This window comes from Streptomyces sp. NPDC054883, assembly GCF_053610645.1.
In genome coordinates this window covers 15230-29304 of the sequence record NZ_JBSGYT010000013.1, presented here as the reverse complement: position 1 = coordinate 29304, position 14075 = coordinate 15230, and the positions used below count along the sequence as shown (strand labels likewise).

Here is a 14075-nt window from a genome sequence, read left to right as displayed (position 1 = left end):
CAGGGACGACGGTGGCGGAACGTAGCACGGCTGCCGTCGACGTGGCCGACAACAGCGGCGATGAGCCGCTGACCGCGAAAGCGGTCAAGGCCACGGCCGACGGGGTGGACACCCAGAACGACCGAGCCGCGGACGGATCCATGCGCGAAACGGATGGCGAACGCAGAGCAGTTGCGCCCGTGGCAGCGCCCGAACTGCACAGCGGCCACAAGCTGGCCAGACGCTACCGCCTAGAGGAGTGCGTCACCCGTCTGGACGGATTCAGCAGCTGGCGTGCCATGGACGAGAAGCTGCGTCGCGCCGTCGGCGTCCATCTGCTTCCCGCCGACCACCCCCGGTCCCGGGCCGTCCTGGCCGCGGCCCGCTCCTCCGCGCTGCTCGGCGACCCCAGGTTCGTCCAGGTCCTCGACGCCGTGGAAGAGAACGACCTCGTCTACGTCGTGCACGAGTGGCTGCCCGACGCCACCGAACTCACCGCCCTCCTCTCCGTGGGCCCCCTGGAGGCCCACGAGGCGTACCAGCTCGTCAGCCAGGTGTCGCAGGCCATGGCCGCGGCCCACCGCGAAGGTCTCGCGCACCTGCGCCTGACGCCCAGCGCGATACTGCGGACCTCGACCGGCCAGTACCGCATCCGCGGCCTCGCCGTGAACGCCGCCCTGCGCGGCATCACCAGCGACACCCCGCAGCAGGCCGACACCGAGGCGATCGGCGCCCTGCTGTACGCCGCCCTGACCCAGCGCTGGCCCTACGAGACGGACGCCTACGGCCTCACCGGACTGCCCAAGGGCGTCGGCCTGATCGCCCCCGACCAGGTACGCGCCGGGGTGCACCGGGGTCTGGGAGAACTGGCCATGCGCGCGCTGGCCAACGACGGGGCCACCGCCTCCCGGCAGGAACCCGCCTGCACCACTCCGGAGGAGCTGGCCAAGGCCGTCGCCGCGATGCCCCGCATCCGGCCGCCGGAGCCCGCCTTCACCGCCCCGCCGGAGTACCAGCACACCACCTACCAACAGGGCAGTTACGGCCGGCACCCGGCGTCCGGCCTGTCCACCGTGCAGAGCCTCGCCGTCCCGCCGCCGCCCCCGTTGCAGAGCCGTACGGGCCGCGCCCTCAAGTGGGGTGTCGCCGCGCTGCTCATCGCCGCCCTCGGCCTCGGCAGCTGGCAGCTCGCCGACACCCTCCTGGACCACCGCGACAACCATGGCGGCAACGGGGGCAGCCCGCGCAATTCGCAGTCCACCGAGACCGAGGACACGAAGAAGAACCCCGACCCCGTCCCGCTGCAGATCAAGAGCGCCGAGGAGTACTACCCGGACGGGACCCCCCAGAACGCGGAGAGTGCCGCGAAGAGCTATGACGGCGATCGTTCCTCGTACTGGCGGACCAAGGCGTACAGCGACGGCCCCGACATGGGCGCCTACAAGGCGGGCGTCGGCCTCGTCTACGACCTCGGCTCCGAGCACGAGGTCAGCGCGGCCTCGATAGCGTTCAAGTTCGGTGGCGACCACACCACCGCCGCCATCTACGCGGCACCGAACATGTCCTCGTCCACGCCGCTCAGCGCCATGCACAAGATCGCCGGCGCCACAACGTCCGGCACCCAGCTCGACCTCACCGCGCAGACCCCGGTGAAGACACGCTACGTGCTCCTGTGGATCACTGCCATGCCGAATTCAGGGGCCTACGAGTACAGCGGCGCCGGCTACAAGCAGGCCGTCACCAACGTCTCGATCTCCGGACCCGGCAGCTCCTGAAGCCGGACACCGACAGCGAACGGGACTGTGAGGGCGCCCCCTCACAGTCCCGTTCGGTACCGGGGCGTATCGCAACGGCTGCTCAACCCGCTTCAATATCTCGCACGGCGCCCACCAGGAGGGGAACATGAAGCCTGCGGCTGACGACCCCGAGCGGACCGGGGACCAAGAGCTGCTGGCGCTGCACGTCGCGGGGGATCCCGAGGCCTTCGGGGAGATCGTGCGGCGGCACCGCGACCGGCTTTGGGCCGTGGCGCTGCGCACGCTCGGGGACCGGGAAGAGGCCGCCGACGCCGTGCAGGACGCGCTCGTCTCCGCCTACCGCGCCGCGCACACGTTCCGCGGTGACTCCGCCGTCACCACCTGGCTGCACCGGATCACCGTCAACGCCTGCCTCGACCGGGCCCGCAAGGCCGCCTCCCGCAAGACCGCGCCCCTCGACGACACCGACCGGCTGGAGCGGCTCCTGGAGCCCCACGAGTCCGCCGAGGCCCCCGCCGAGCGACAGGACCTCCACCGGCAGTTGCTGGCGGCCCTCGGCACGCTCCCGGCAGAGCAGCGGGCCGCGCTCGTCCTGGTCGACATGCAGGGATATTCCGTCGCCGAGGCAGCGCGCGTCCTCGATGTCGCCGTCGGCACGGTCAAGAGCAGGTGTTCGCGGGGCCGGGCGAAGCTGCTCCCGCTGCTCACTCATCTGCGCTCGAATGCCGCGGATAACACCGCCGCCGAGCGGGGAAGGAACCGGACGCCGGGGTCACCCGTCCCATCAGCGGCAGAACCCAGGCAGCCAGACCCAGACGCAGTGAAGGGCGGAGGTGGACGACCGTGAGCCCCACAACCGGCACGACCGGCACGATCCGGCACCCGGACGTCGCGGAGATCTCCGACCTGTCCGAAGGGCTGCTCTCACCAGCCCGTACCGCCGCCGTACGAAGCCACCTCGGCGACTGCCCCCTGTGCGCCGACGTCCTCGCCTCCCTCGAAGAGATCCGCGCACTGCTCGGCACCCTGCCCGGGCCGAGCCGGATGCCCTCCGACATCGCGGGCCGTATCGACGCCGCCCTCGCCGCCGAGGCGCTGCTGGACTCCACCTCCCGGCGTGCCGAGCCGGCTCCCGCCGTCCCGGACCGCGACGACGTTTCACGTGAAACGCCATCGCCCGCACCGGCCCGGCCGGCCGGTCACCCGGCCGGCCCAACCGGCCCGGGCCGTCGCCGGGCCCGGCGACGGATCGCGGTCCTCGCCGGCCTCGCGGGAGCCTCCGCCTGCGTACTGGGCCTCTTCCTGTCCGGTGCCCTGGGTGCAAGCTCCTCCCACGACACCGCCGCCCGCACCGGGATCTCCGCCGCCCCGAGCCCGCACCCCACCGACGGCTCGTACACCTCCCAGGGGCTGCAGGGCAGCGTGCAGAACCTGCTCGCTTCCGGCTCGAAGGCGCAGAGCAAGCCGGAGGAGAGGAACAACACGTACGGGATGCAGAACGCCTCCCCGAAGACCGACCCCAAGACCGATCCCAACGTGGCCCCCAACGCCGTCCCCGGCGACCGCCAGGCCCCTTTCGTCCCGCCCTGCGTCCAGCAGGCCACCGGCCGCCCCGACGCCCCGCTCGCCGCCGAACAGGGCAGCTACCAGGGCACCGACGTCTTCCTCGTAGTCCTTCCGCATCCCGGTGACACCGCCCGCGTGGACGCCTACGTCGTCGCGAGCGACTGCGCCAACAGCCCCTCTACGGCCCCGGCCAAGCCACTGCTCACCGGTACGTACGCCCGGCCCTGACCCGTTCAGGTCCGATCCGGGCCGGGCCGGGAATGCGCGCGCCGTAGGATCCGTTGGGTGGGGTGAGAGTCCACACCGGCCCCCGGTAGGCAGCACGCAGTCCGCAGAGACGAGGAACGAACCCGTGAGCGACGTCCGAAACGTGATCATCATCGGCTCCGGGCCGGCCGGTTACACGGCCGCCCTGTACACCGCACGCGCTTCGCTCAACCCCCTCGTCTTCGAGGGTGCCGTCACCGCCGGCGGTGCGCTGATGAACACCACCGAGGTCGAGAACTTCCCCGGCTTCCAGGACGGCATCATGGGTCCTGACCTCATGGACAACATGCGTGGCCAGGCGGAGCGCTTCGGTGCCGAGCTCGTCCCCGACGATGTCGTGGCCGTGGACCTCACCGGTGAGATCAAGACCGTCACCGACACCGCCGGCACCGTGCACCGTGCCAAGGCCGTGATCGTGACCACCGGTTCCCAGCACCGCAAGCTCGGCCTGCCCAACGAGGACGCCCTCTCCGGCCGCGGTGTCTCCTGGTGCGCCACCTGTGACGGGTTCTTCTTCAAGGACCAGGACATCGCCGTCGTCGGCGGCGGCGACACGGCGATGGAGGAAGCGACCTTCCTCTCCCGGTTCGCCAAGTCGGTCACCATCGTCCACCGCCGCGACAGCCTGCGCGCCTCCAAGGCCATGCAGGACCGCGCCTTCGCCGACCCGAAGATCTCGTTCGCCTGGGACAGCGAGGTCGCCGAGATCCACGGCGAGCAGAAGCTCTCCGGTCTCACCCTGCGCAACACCAAGACCGGCGAGACCTCCGAGCTGCCCGTGACCGGCCTCTTCATCGCCGTCGGACACGACCCGCGGACCGAGCTCTTCACCGGCCAGCTGGACCTGGACGACGAGGGCTACCTCAAGGTCGACGCCCCGTCCACGCGTACCAACCTCACCGGTGTCTTCGGTGCGGGTGACGTCGTGGACCACACCTACCGTCAGGCGATCACCGCCGCCGGCACGGGCTGCTCCGCCGCCCTGGACGCCGAGCGCTACCTCGCCGCCCTCGCGGACGCCGAGCAGGCGCACGCGACCGTCTGACCCCGCACCACCCCCCTCACCCACACCCCGCAGGAAGAAGGAGGCCGCTGTGGCCGGCACCCTCAAGAACGTTACCGACGCCAGCTTCGACGCCGACGTCCTCGCCGCCGACAAGCCCGTCCTGGTTGACTTCTGGGCCGAATGGTGCGGCCCGTGCCGCCAGATCGCCCCGTCCCTGGAGGCCATCGCGGCCGAGTACGGCGACCAGATCGAGATCGTCAAGCTCAACATCGACCAGAACCCGGCCACGGCCGCCAAGTACGGCGTCATGTCCATCCCGACCCTGAACGTCTACCAGGGCGGCGAGGTCGTCAAGACCATCGTCGGTGCCAAGCCGAAGGCCGCCATCCTGCGTGATCTGGACCCCTTCGTCACGGCCAAGACCGCCTGATGCGATGTTTCACGTGAAACATGTCTGATGTTTCACGTGAAACGGGGCCGCTCCCATGGGAGCGGCCCCGTTCGCATTTCGACCCCCGCCACTCACAGCGGGCGCAGCGCCGGTTCCTTGCGGGCCCGCGCCCCGCCGAGCAGGCGGTCCAGGGCGAGTTCCACGTCTTCCTTCCAGGACAGCGTCGAGCGCAGTTCCAGCCGGAGCCGGGGGTGCACCGGATGCGGCCGGACCGTCTTGAAGCCCACCGACAGCAGATGGTCGGCCGGAAGCAGACAGGCCGGGCGCTCCCACCGTGCGTCGCCGAACGCCTCGATCGCCCGGAAGCCGCGCCGCAGCAGGTCCTTGGCCACCGTCTGGACCATCACCCGGCCCAAGCCCTGCCCCTGGTAACCCGGCATGATCCACGCCGTGATGAGCTGGACCGCGTCAGGAGAGACCGGACTCGTCGGGAACGCCGTCGCACGCGGCACATAGGCCGGCGGCGCGTACAGGACGAAGCCCACGGGGACGTCGTCCACATAGACGACGCGGCCGCACGATCCCCACTCCAACAGGACGGCGGAGATCCACGCCTCTTTCTCCAGTTCCGCAGTTCCCGCCTTCACGGCGGCCTCACCACTGACCGGATCCAGCTCCCAGAACACACAGGTCCGGCAACGCCGGGGCAGGTCCTGGAGGTTGTCCAGCGTGAGCGGTACCAACCGACGACCCATACACGCATCGTATCCGCTACGGCAAAGAGGCGAGCCGTACCGGCTCGCGCCGTACGACTCGCCTCCCGGTATTCAGGCGGGACTTCCGGGTTACTCCCCGGCCAGACCCTGTTCCAGCACCCGGCCCTCGCCCGGCGCCAGCGTCCCCAGAATCCGTTCCAGATCTTCCATCGAGGCGAACTCGACGGTGATCTTGCCCTTCTTCTGGCCGAGGTCCACCTTCACCCTCGTCTCGAACCGGTCCGAGAGCCGCGTCGCCAGCTCACTGAGGGCCGGAGCCACCCGGGCACCCGCCCGCGGGCCCTTCGGCTTCACCGGGCTCTCCGGCTCCGAGGCCATCAGCGACACGATCTCCTCGACCGCACGCACCGACAGGCCCTCAGCCACGATCCGGTGCGCCAGCCGGTCCTGCGCCTCGGAGTCCTCCACCGACAGCAGCGCCCGTGCGTGACCCGCCGAGAGCACCCCCGCGGCCACCCGGCGCTGCACCGGGGCGGAAAGCCTCAGCAGCCGCAGGGTGTTCGACACCTGCGGCCGCGAGCGCCCGATCCGGTCGGCCAGCTGGTCATGAGTGCAGTGGAAGTCCTGCAGCAACTGGTCGTAGGCGGCGGCCTCCTCCAGCGGGTTGAGCTGCGCCCGGTGCAGGTTCTCCAAGAGGGCGTCCAGCAAGAGCTTCTCGTCGTCCGTCGCCCGGATGATCGCGGGGATCCGGTCCAGCCCGGCCTCCCGGCACGCCCGCCAGCGCCGTTCACCCATGATCAGCTCATAGCGGCCCGGCCCGGACTGCCGCACCACCACCGGCTGGAGCAGACCCACCTCCTTGATGGAGGTCACCAGCTCCGCCAGCGCGTCCTCGTCGAACACCTCACGGGGCTGCCGCGGGTTCGGCGTGATCGCGTCCATCGGGAGCTCCGCGAACGTCGCCCCCGCCACCTCCTCGGCCACCGGTTCCGGCAGCGACGCGAGCGCCGGCAGCGTTTCTCCCGCGGTCGCCACCGGAGGAACCGCCGGCGAACCGTCGGCCTGCGCCAGCGCTGCCAGCTTCGCCGCGGCGATACCGCGCTCCGACGTCAGTACCGGCACTGCCGACGGTGACGTCGACCCGGCACCCACCGCGGGCGCCTTCTCCTGGGAGGCGGTGGGAATCAGCGCGCCGAGCCCCCGCCCCAGACCCCTACGTCGCTCACTCACTGGATCCCCTCCGCCATATTCTGCGTGCTGTTCGTGCCGGCCCCCAGATGGGCGTGCCGGGCGTCGTAATGGATTCCGACCCCCCGCAGCGCGATCTCCCGCGCCGCTTCCAGGTAGGACAGGGAGCCGCTGGAACCCGGGTCATAGGTAAGCACCGTCTGCCCGTAGCTCGGCGCCTCCGAGATGCGCACCGATCGCGGGATGCTCGTCCGCAGCACCTCCTTGCCGAAGTGCGTGCGGACCTCCTCCGCCACCTGCGAGGCCAGCCGCGTCCTGCCGTCGTACATCGTCAGCAGGATCGTCGACACGTGCAGCGCCTGGTTCAGGTGGGACCGCACCAGGTCGACGTTGCGCAGCAGCTGACCCAGCCCCTCCAGCGCGTAGTACTCGCACTGGATCGGGATCAGCACCTCGGCGCCCGCCACGAGCGCATTCACCGTGAGCAGCCCCAGCGACGGCGGGCAGTCGATCAGGATGTAGTCGAGCGGCTGCTCGTACGCCTGGATCGCCCGCTGGAGCCGGCTCTCCCGCGCCACCAGCGAGACCAGCTCGATCTCGGCGCCCGCCAGATCGATCGTGGCCGGGGCGCAGAACAGACCCTCCACGTCCACGACCGGCTGGACCACCTCCAGCAGCGGCCGGCTGTCCACGAGCACGTCGTAGATGGAGGGCACGTCCGCGTGGTGGTCGATGCCGAGTGCCGTCGAGGCGTTGCCCTGCGGGTCGAGGTCGATCACCAGGACCTTGGCCCCGTGCAGGGCCAGGGAGGCCGCCAGGTTCACGGTCGTCGTGGTCTTGCCGACGCCGCCCTTCTGGTTGGCGACCACCATGACCCGGGTCTGAGCCGGCCGCGGCAGCGGTTCACCGGTTCGTCCCAGGGTGTCCACCGCCATTTGGGCGGCTCGGCCGATGGGGGTGTCGTCATTGTCCACAAGGGGCGGAGGCGGTGCTTCTCCCCCAGCGGTGGCTGGGTAAGACACATCCTCGCCCGGCGATTCAGAGCGGGGACCGGGGACCGGGTCGGCCATCGGCCCCGCGAGGTTGGCGTCGGACCGCACGGTGTCACTCTCCTCGACATCAGGCTCGCGATGAACAGAGCCTGCCATGTCCCCGGGGTCACGAACCAGCGGGGCCCGAACTCCTGTGGATGAATCCACCGATGTGGACAACTCCGTCACCCCAGCGCCGTCACGCGGTCGGGGGGACGCGGCCGCACGACCGCGGCTGATGATTCCGTGCAGCAGAGAGCGACGTTTCACGTGAAACACGATGCCCGGATCCGGACTTCCGCCCGCTCCGACACTCCGAAATCCATACCTATAGGGCTCAACACGCCCGAAACGACGCGAGCCGGACCCGAAGGGAGGATCCTCAACGGCGGCGCCGGGTCCGCCCCACTCGGGCAGCCTTCGCCCGCTTGGCCGCGAACCGTACCCCGCCGGGGCTCTCGCCCACCTCGACGCGCACGACCGTCGTCAGGGGGTCGACCACACCCTCCCCGACCTGGAGCACCGAGGTCTTCACCACACCCAGTTTGGTCAGCGCCGCCCTGGCCGCCACCAGCTCCTCGTCGGCGGTGTCGCCCTTGAGCGCCAGCATCTCCCCGTAAGGACGCAGCAGCGGCACGCCCCAGCCGGCCAGCCGGTCCAGCGGAGCCACCGCCCGCGCCGTCACCACGTGGACGGGCTGGAGCTTGCCGAGCACCTCTTCGGCACGTCCGCGCACCACCGTGACGTGGTCCAGGCCCAGCAGCTCGACAACCTCCTGGAGGAAGTTCGTCCGCCGGAGCAGCGGCTCCAGCAAGGTGATCTTGAGGTCCCTCCGCACCAGAGCCAGCGGGATGCCCGGCAAGCCGGCCCCCGAGCCCACATCGCACACCGAGACGCCTTGGGGCACCGCCTCGGACAGCACCGCGCAGTTCAGCAGGTGCCTCTCCCAGAGCCGGGGGACCTCACGCGGACCGATCAGACCGCGCTTGACCCCCGCGTCCGCCAGCAGCTCCGCGTACCGCACGGCTTCCGGGAAAAATTCGCCGAATACCGCGCGCGCCTCTTCAGGCGCCGGGGGAAGCTCTGCTGCCTCCGTCACGGGGACCGTCCTTCCGTACAGAACTCACTCTTCACACAACGGGCACTGCCAGGCTTACAAACATCGGCCCCGCCTGCGAGACAGGCGGGGCCGACCACACGCTTTCCGGTCAGGCCGGGAGCACGACGACGAAGCGCTGCGGCTCCTCGCCCTCCGACTCGCTCTTGAGACCGGCGGCCGCCACGGCATCGTGGACGACCTTCCGCTCGAACGGCGTCATCGGCGCCAGCTTGAGCGGCTCACCCGAGGCCTTCACATCAGCAGCCGCCTGGGCACCCAGTGCAGCCAGTTCCTCACGCTTCTTGGCGCGGAACCCGGCGATGTCCAGCATCAGCCGGCTGCGGTCACCGGTCTCCCGGTGCACGGCGAGGCGCGTCAGCTCCTGCAGAGCCTCCAGGACCTCGCCGTCGCGGCCCACGAGCTTCTGCAGATCGCGGCCGGAGTCGCTGACGATCGACACCGCGGCCCGATCGGCCTCGACGTCCATGTCGATGTCGCCGTCCAGGTCGGCGATGTCCAGCAGGCCCTCAAGGTAGTCGGCCGCGATCTCGCCCTCCTGCTCGAGGCGGGTCAAGGTGTCGCCGCCCTCAGCGGCGGCGGTGGTGGTGCCTTCCGTCACGGGAGGGGCTCCTTCTTGCTTCTTGGAGGGCTTACTTCTTGGTGGGCTTGCTGGGGGGCGTCTGACGCTTCGCCTTCGTCTGCCGCTTCGGCTGCTGCCGCTTGGTGGCGACACCGCCGCTCGCCGCATCCGCGTCGGCCGTGGCCTCGGCGCTCCTGATCACAGAGCCGTCCGGCTGCGCGGCCATGCCCTGCTTGGTCAGCGAGGTGATGAACTTGCGCTCGTTGTCGTTGCGGTCCGGCCCCTTGGCCACGATCGCCGCGACGATCTTCTTCTTGCCCCGGCCCTTGAGCTCACCGTGCGTGCTGACGTGCTTGAGCAGGCGGGTCAGGTACTGGTCCTGGGCCTTGCTTCCCGGCGTCGGGTTCTGGTTGATCACGTACATCTGCTGGCCCATGGTCCACACGTTCGTGGTCAGCCAGTAGACGAGGACACCGACGGGGAAGTTGATACCCATGAAGGCGAAGATCAGCGGGAAGATGTACATCAACATCTTCTGCTGCTGCATGAACGGCGTCTTCACCGAAAGGTCGACGTTCTTCTGCATCAGCTGACGCTGGGTGTAGAACTGCGACAGCGACATCATGACGATCATGACTGCGGTCACGATGCGGACATCGGTCAGGGAGGCGCCTAGCGCGGCGACCTTTTCCGAGCTGTCCGTGAACTTCGCAGCCAGTGGGGCACCGAAGATGTGCGCCTGCCGCGCGCTCTCCAGCAGCGACTGGTTGATGACGCCGATGGTCTTCCCATTGGCGATGGCCGAGAGCACGTGGTACAGCGCGAAGAAGAACGGGGACTGCGCCAAGATGGGAAGGCACGAGGAGAGCGGGTTGGTACCCGTCTCCTTGTACAGCTTCATCATCTCTTCGGACTGACGCTGCTTGTCGTTCTTGTAGCGCTCCTGGATCGCCTTCATCTTCGGCTGGAGCGCCTGCATGCCACGCGTCGCCTTGATCTGCTTCACGAAGAGTGGGATCAGGCAGATACGGATCAATACCACCAGGGACACGATGGACAGGCCCCAGGCCCATCCGCTGTCCGGGCCGAAGATCGCGCCGTACAGCGAGTGGAACTGGACGATGACCCACGAGACGGGTGTGGTGATGAAACTGAACAGACTGGCAATCGTGTCCACTAATCAGGCTCCTTGAGCATTGCGAGATCTACGCAACGCACTGCGCAGCTGCTCGTGCCAACGCGGGCGTTTCCGGGGTGGGACATGATCCACACCGCCCGGGGTCCACGGATTGCACCGCAGGATCCGCCAGGCGGTAAGAACCGTCCCCTTCACCGCACCATGCCGGTCGATGGCCGTGTACCCGTAGTGCGAACACGAGGGGTAGTAGCGGCACACCGGCCCGAGCAGCGGACTGATCGTCCACTGGTACAGCTTGATCAAAGCGAGCAGCGGGTACTTCATCGAGCCACGCCTCCCAGGAGCCGCTGTACAGCGGCATCCAGGTCACGGGCCAGCTCGTCGAGGCCGGCATCACCCGCACCGGGCAAAGCCCGCACCACCACCAGGCTACCGGCGGGCAGCAGGGACAGCCGGTCCCGGACGAGATGGCGCAGACGGCGCTTGACCCGGTTCCGTACGACGGCATTGCCGACAGCCTTGCTGACGACGAAACCCGCACGCGTCGAGGGATCGATCTCCCCCGGCTCGTGCGGGTCCGTTGCACCGCTTGTACGTAGGTGGACGACGAGGAGCGGGCGTCCGGCCCGCCGCCCTCGTCGTACCGCGCTCGCGAAGTCCTCGCGCCGCCTCAGCCGGTTTTCGGGAGACAGCACGACGTCACGACCTGCGCGTGTTACGCGGAAAGGGCGGCGCGGCCCTTGCTGCGGCGGTTCGCCAGGATGGCGCGGCCGGCGCGGGTACGCATCCGCAGGCGGAAGCCGTGGGTCTTGGCACGACGGCGGTTGTTCGGCTGGAAGGTGCGCTTGCTCACTCGGGGGCTCCAGAGAATGAATCGTTGTGGCGGGACATCGCCTGGCTGTCACCGTGCGCCCACGAAGGAAACTCGCGTGTTCGCCCGAGTGGCACCGCTACATGATCACAACCGGTGATCTTCGCCCATCGGTAGGCAGGCGGCAGCAGCCATCGACAACTCGACCTCGTTACGGTACGCGCGGCTACGCCATCCGGTCAAACCGAGCCCCGGCTGCCGCACACTGTGCACAGGCTGTGGACAACGACTTGAACCGCACCCACCGGCCTGACTACCGTTGTCTGATCCCGGATTTTTGTCCCGACCGTCCCAAAGAACCACACATTCGTGGAACCGGGACCTGTGAGAGAGCGTGCTCTGTGGCTGACGTACCTGCCGATCTTGCCGCAGTGTGGCCACGCGTGCTCGACGTGCTCCTGGGGGAGGGCCAACCGGGCATCGAGCCCAAGGACAAGCAGTGGGTCGAACGCTGTCAGCCCCTGGCCCTCGTCGCGGACACCGCGCTGCTCGCCGTCCCCAATGAATGGGGCAAGCGCGTCCTCGAAGGGAGGCTCGCCCCCCTCATCAGCGACGCGCTCAGCCGCGAGTGCGGCCGGCCCATCCGGATCGCCATCACCGTGGACGACTCCGCGGGCGAACCGGCGCCGCCCCCCTCCTCCGCGCAGCAGCGCGACTCCTACGAGCCGTACGGCGGCCAGCGGCCCGGCGGCCACACCGGCCCGGGCAACTCCGACGACGAACGGCTCCCCACCGCGCGCCCGGCCTACCCGGACTACCAGCAGCAGCGCCCCGAGCCCGGCTCCTGGCCCCGCGGCGGCCAGCAGGACGACTACGGCTGGCAGCAGCCCCGCCTCGGCGGCTTCCCGGAGCGCGACCCCTACGCCTCCCCGCAGCCCGGCTACCTCCAGCAGTCCGAGCCCGGCGGCTACGAGCAGGGTTCCTTCGAGCAGCAGCAGTACGAACAGTCCCCGTACGAGAACCAGCACCAGAAGCACCAGCAGCACCAGTACGAGCCGCAGCAGTACGAACAGCCCTCCCCGCGGCCGGCTCCCAACCGCCCCGCCCCCTCGGCCCCGTCCGGCGGCTCGACCTCGGGCCCGCTGGAGCCGACCGCCCGGCTGAACCCCAAGTACCTCTTCGACACCTTCGTCATCGGCGCCTCGAACCGGTTCGCACACGCCGCCGCGGTGGCCGTCGCCGAGGCGCCCGCCAAGGCGTACAACCCCCTCTTCATCTACGGGGAGTCGGGGCTCGGCAAGACGCACCTGCTGCACGCCATCGGGCACTACGCGCGCAGCCTCTACCCGGGCACCCGGGTGCGATACGTGAGCTCCGAGGAGTTCACCAACGAGTTCATCAACTCGATCCGCGACGGCAAGGGCGACGCGTTCCGCAAGCGGTACCGCGAGATGGACATCCTGCTCGTCGACGACATCCAGTTCCTCGCGAGCAAGGAGTCGACGCAGGAGGAGTTCTTCCACACCTTCAACACCCTGCACAACGCCAACAAGCAGATCGTGCTGTCCTCCGACCGGCCGCCCAAGCAGCTCGTCACCCTGGAGGACCGGCTCCGCAACCGCTTCGAGTGGGGCCTGATCACCGACGTCCAGCCGCCCGAGCTGGAGACGCGCATCGCGATCCTGCGCAAGAAGGCGGTCCAGGAGCAGCTCAACGCCCCGCCGGAGGTATTGGAGTTCATCGCCTCCCGCATCTCGCGCAACATCCGCGAGCTGGAGGGTGCACTGATCCGCGTCACGGCCTTCGCGAGCCTCAACCGGCAGCCGGTGGACCTCGGTCTGACGGAGGACGTGCTCAAGAACCTGATCCCGGGCGGCGAGGACAGCGCGCCCGAGATCACCGCCTCGGACATCATGGCCGCCACCGCCGATTACTTCGGGCTCACCGTGGACGACCTGTGCGGCTCCTCGCGCAGCCGGGTCCTGGTCACCGCCCGGCAGATCGCCATGTACCTGTGCCGGGAGCTCACGGACCTCTCCCTGCCCAAGATCGGGGCCCAGTTCGGCGGCCGCGACCACACCACGGTCATGCACGCGGACCGCAAGATCCGCGCGCTGATGGCGGAACGGCGCTCGATCTACAACCAGGTCACCGAGCTCACCAACCGCATCAAGAACGGCTGAGCCAGGCGTCCCAGGACCGCACAAGGACCCCGCGGAAGGCCCTGCCGGGCCTCCGCACGCTCGTCTACAGGGGCGCTTCCGGACTGAACCGGGGGCGCCCTTCGTCGTGCGCGCGCCCGTTGTCTGTTCGAATACGCCCCCTGGAGGCCAACTCATCCACAGATTGGGCGACTTTCTTCCGTCCACACCCTGGGGACTGGTTCCGTCACCCACAATCTGTCCACAGGGGTGCGGATTGAGCGGCCATCAGGGCAGCTCAGGCGCCTGTGGATTTGTGCACAACAGCTGTCCACAGTCTGTGGACAGAAAAATCGTCCACAGGTTCATCCACCCCTCTGTCCACCGCCCACTCACAGGTTGCCG

The 14075-nt window shown here is 69.2% G+C and carries 15 protein-coding genes; 6 read left to right on the top strand and 9 right to left on the bottom strand.

The window, feature by feature from the left end:
- The first annotated feature begins 11 nt into the window (after nt 1-11).
- The 5 genes from ACWGH1_RS12430 (at nt 12) to trxA (ending at nt 5005) form a co-directional block, all read left to right on the top strand.
- Nucleotides 12-1754, top strand: coding sequence for a protein kinase family protein (locus ACWGH1_RS12430; RefSeq protein ID WP_453353131.1), 1743 nt, complete (start codon nt 12-14; stop codon nt 1752-1754).
- A 127-nt stretch (nt 1755-1881) separates the two neighbouring features.
- On the top strand, nt 1882-2583 hold the full coding sequence (sigM, locus tag ACWGH1_RS12425; RefSeq protein WP_453353130.1) for an RNA polymerase sigma factor SigM: 702 nt from the start codon (nt 1882-1884) through the stop codon (nt 2581-2583).
- The gene (locus ACWGH1_RS12420) at nt 2580-3530 is read left to right on the top strand and encodes an anti-sigma factor family protein (RefSeq protein ID WP_453353129.1); all 951 of its coding nucleotides are present in this window, start codon (nt 2580-2582) and stop codon (nt 3528-3530) included. The genes sigM and ACWGH1_RS12420 overlap by 4 nt, the downstream gene beginning before the upstream one ends.
- A 124-nt stretch (nt 3531-3654) precedes the next feature.
- Entirely contained in the window at nt 3655-4614 is a 960-nt protein-coding gene (gene trxB / locus ACWGH1_RS12415) for a thioredoxin-disulfide reductase (RefSeq protein WP_453353128.1), read from the top strand.
- A gap of 49 nt (nt 4615-4663) precedes the next feature.
- On the top strand, nt 4664-5005 hold the full coding sequence (gene trxA, locus ACWGH1_RS12410; RefSeq protein WP_453353127.1) for a thioredoxin: 342 nt from the start codon (nt 4664-4666) through the stop codon (nt 5003-5005).
- Nucleotides 5006-5097: 92 nt separating this feature from the next.
- Here trxA and ACWGH1_RS12405 read toward each other — a convergent pair whose 3' ends face one another.
- From ACWGH1_RS12405 to rpmH, 9 genes are all read right to left on the bottom strand, one after another.
- A complete protein-coding gene (locus ACWGH1_RS12405; RefSeq protein WP_453356268.1) occupies nt 5098-5721 on the bottom strand; it encodes a GNAT family N-acetyltransferase in 624 nt (207 codons plus the stop codon).
- Between the two features lie 90 nt (nt 5722-5811).
- A complete protein-coding gene (locus tag ACWGH1_RS12400; protein ID WP_453408666.1) occupies nt 5812-6912 on the bottom strand; it encodes a ParB/RepB/Spo0J family partition protein in 1101 nt (366 codons plus the stop codon).
- Nucleotides 6909-8018, bottom strand: coding sequence for a ParA family protein (locus tag ACWGH1_RS12395; RefSeq protein ID WP_453356266.1), 1110 nt, complete (start codon nt 8016-8018; stop codon nt 6909-6911). The genes ACWGH1_RS12400 and ACWGH1_RS12395 overlap by 4 nt, the downstream gene beginning before the upstream one ends.
- 265 nt (nt 8019-8283) lie before the next feature.
- Nucleotides 8284-9000: a 16S rRNA (guanine(527)-N(7))-methyltransferase RsmG gene (rsmG, locus tag ACWGH1_RS12390; protein ID WP_453356265.1), complete on the bottom strand. Its 717-nt coding sequence runs from the start codon at nt 8998-9000 to the stop codon at nt 8284-8286.
- A gap of 109 nt (nt 9001-9109) precedes the next feature.
- On the bottom strand, nt 9110-9619 hold the full coding sequence (locus tag ACWGH1_RS12385; RefSeq protein ID WP_453408665.1) for a Jag family protein: 510 nt from the start codon (nt 9617-9619) through the stop codon (nt 9110-9112).
- A gap of 31 nt (nt 9620-9650) precedes the next feature.
- On the bottom strand, nt 9651-10757 hold the full coding sequence (yidC, locus tag ACWGH1_RS12380; RefSeq protein WP_453355383.1) for a membrane protein insertase YidC: 1107 nt from the start codon (nt 10755-10757) through the stop codon (nt 9651-9653).
- A gap of 3 nt (nt 10758-10760) precedes the next feature.
- Entirely contained in the window at nt 10761-11042 is a 282-nt protein-coding gene (gene yidD, locus ACWGH1_RS12375) for a membrane protein insertion efficiency factor YidD (protein ID WP_389661417.1), read from the bottom strand.
- Nucleotides 11039-11413 (bottom strand): ribonuclease P protein component, encoded by a 375-nt coding sequence (gene rnpA / locus ACWGH1_RS12370; protein ID WP_453355384.1) that lies wholly within the window; start codon nt 11411-11413, stop codon nt 11039-11041. The genes yidD and rnpA overlap by 4 nt, the downstream gene beginning before the upstream one ends.
- 20 nt (nt 11414-11433) lie before the next feature.
- Nucleotides 11434-11571, bottom strand: a complete 138-nt coding sequence (gene rpmH, locus ACWGH1_RS12365; RefSeq protein ID WP_018547628.1) for a 50S ribosomal protein L34 — start codon at nt 11569-11571, stop codon at nt 11434-11436.
- 101 nt (nt 11572-11672) lie between these two features.
- On the opposite strand from rpmH, the gene dnaA reads away from it, so the two are divergent.
- Nucleotides 11673-13712 (top strand): chromosomal replication initiator protein DnaA, encoded by a 2040-nt coding sequence (gene dnaA, locus ACWGH1_RS12360; protein WP_453355385.1) that lies wholly within the window; start codon nt 11673-11675, stop codon nt 13710-13712.
- The last annotated feature ends 363 nt before the right edge of the window (nt 13713-14075 follow it).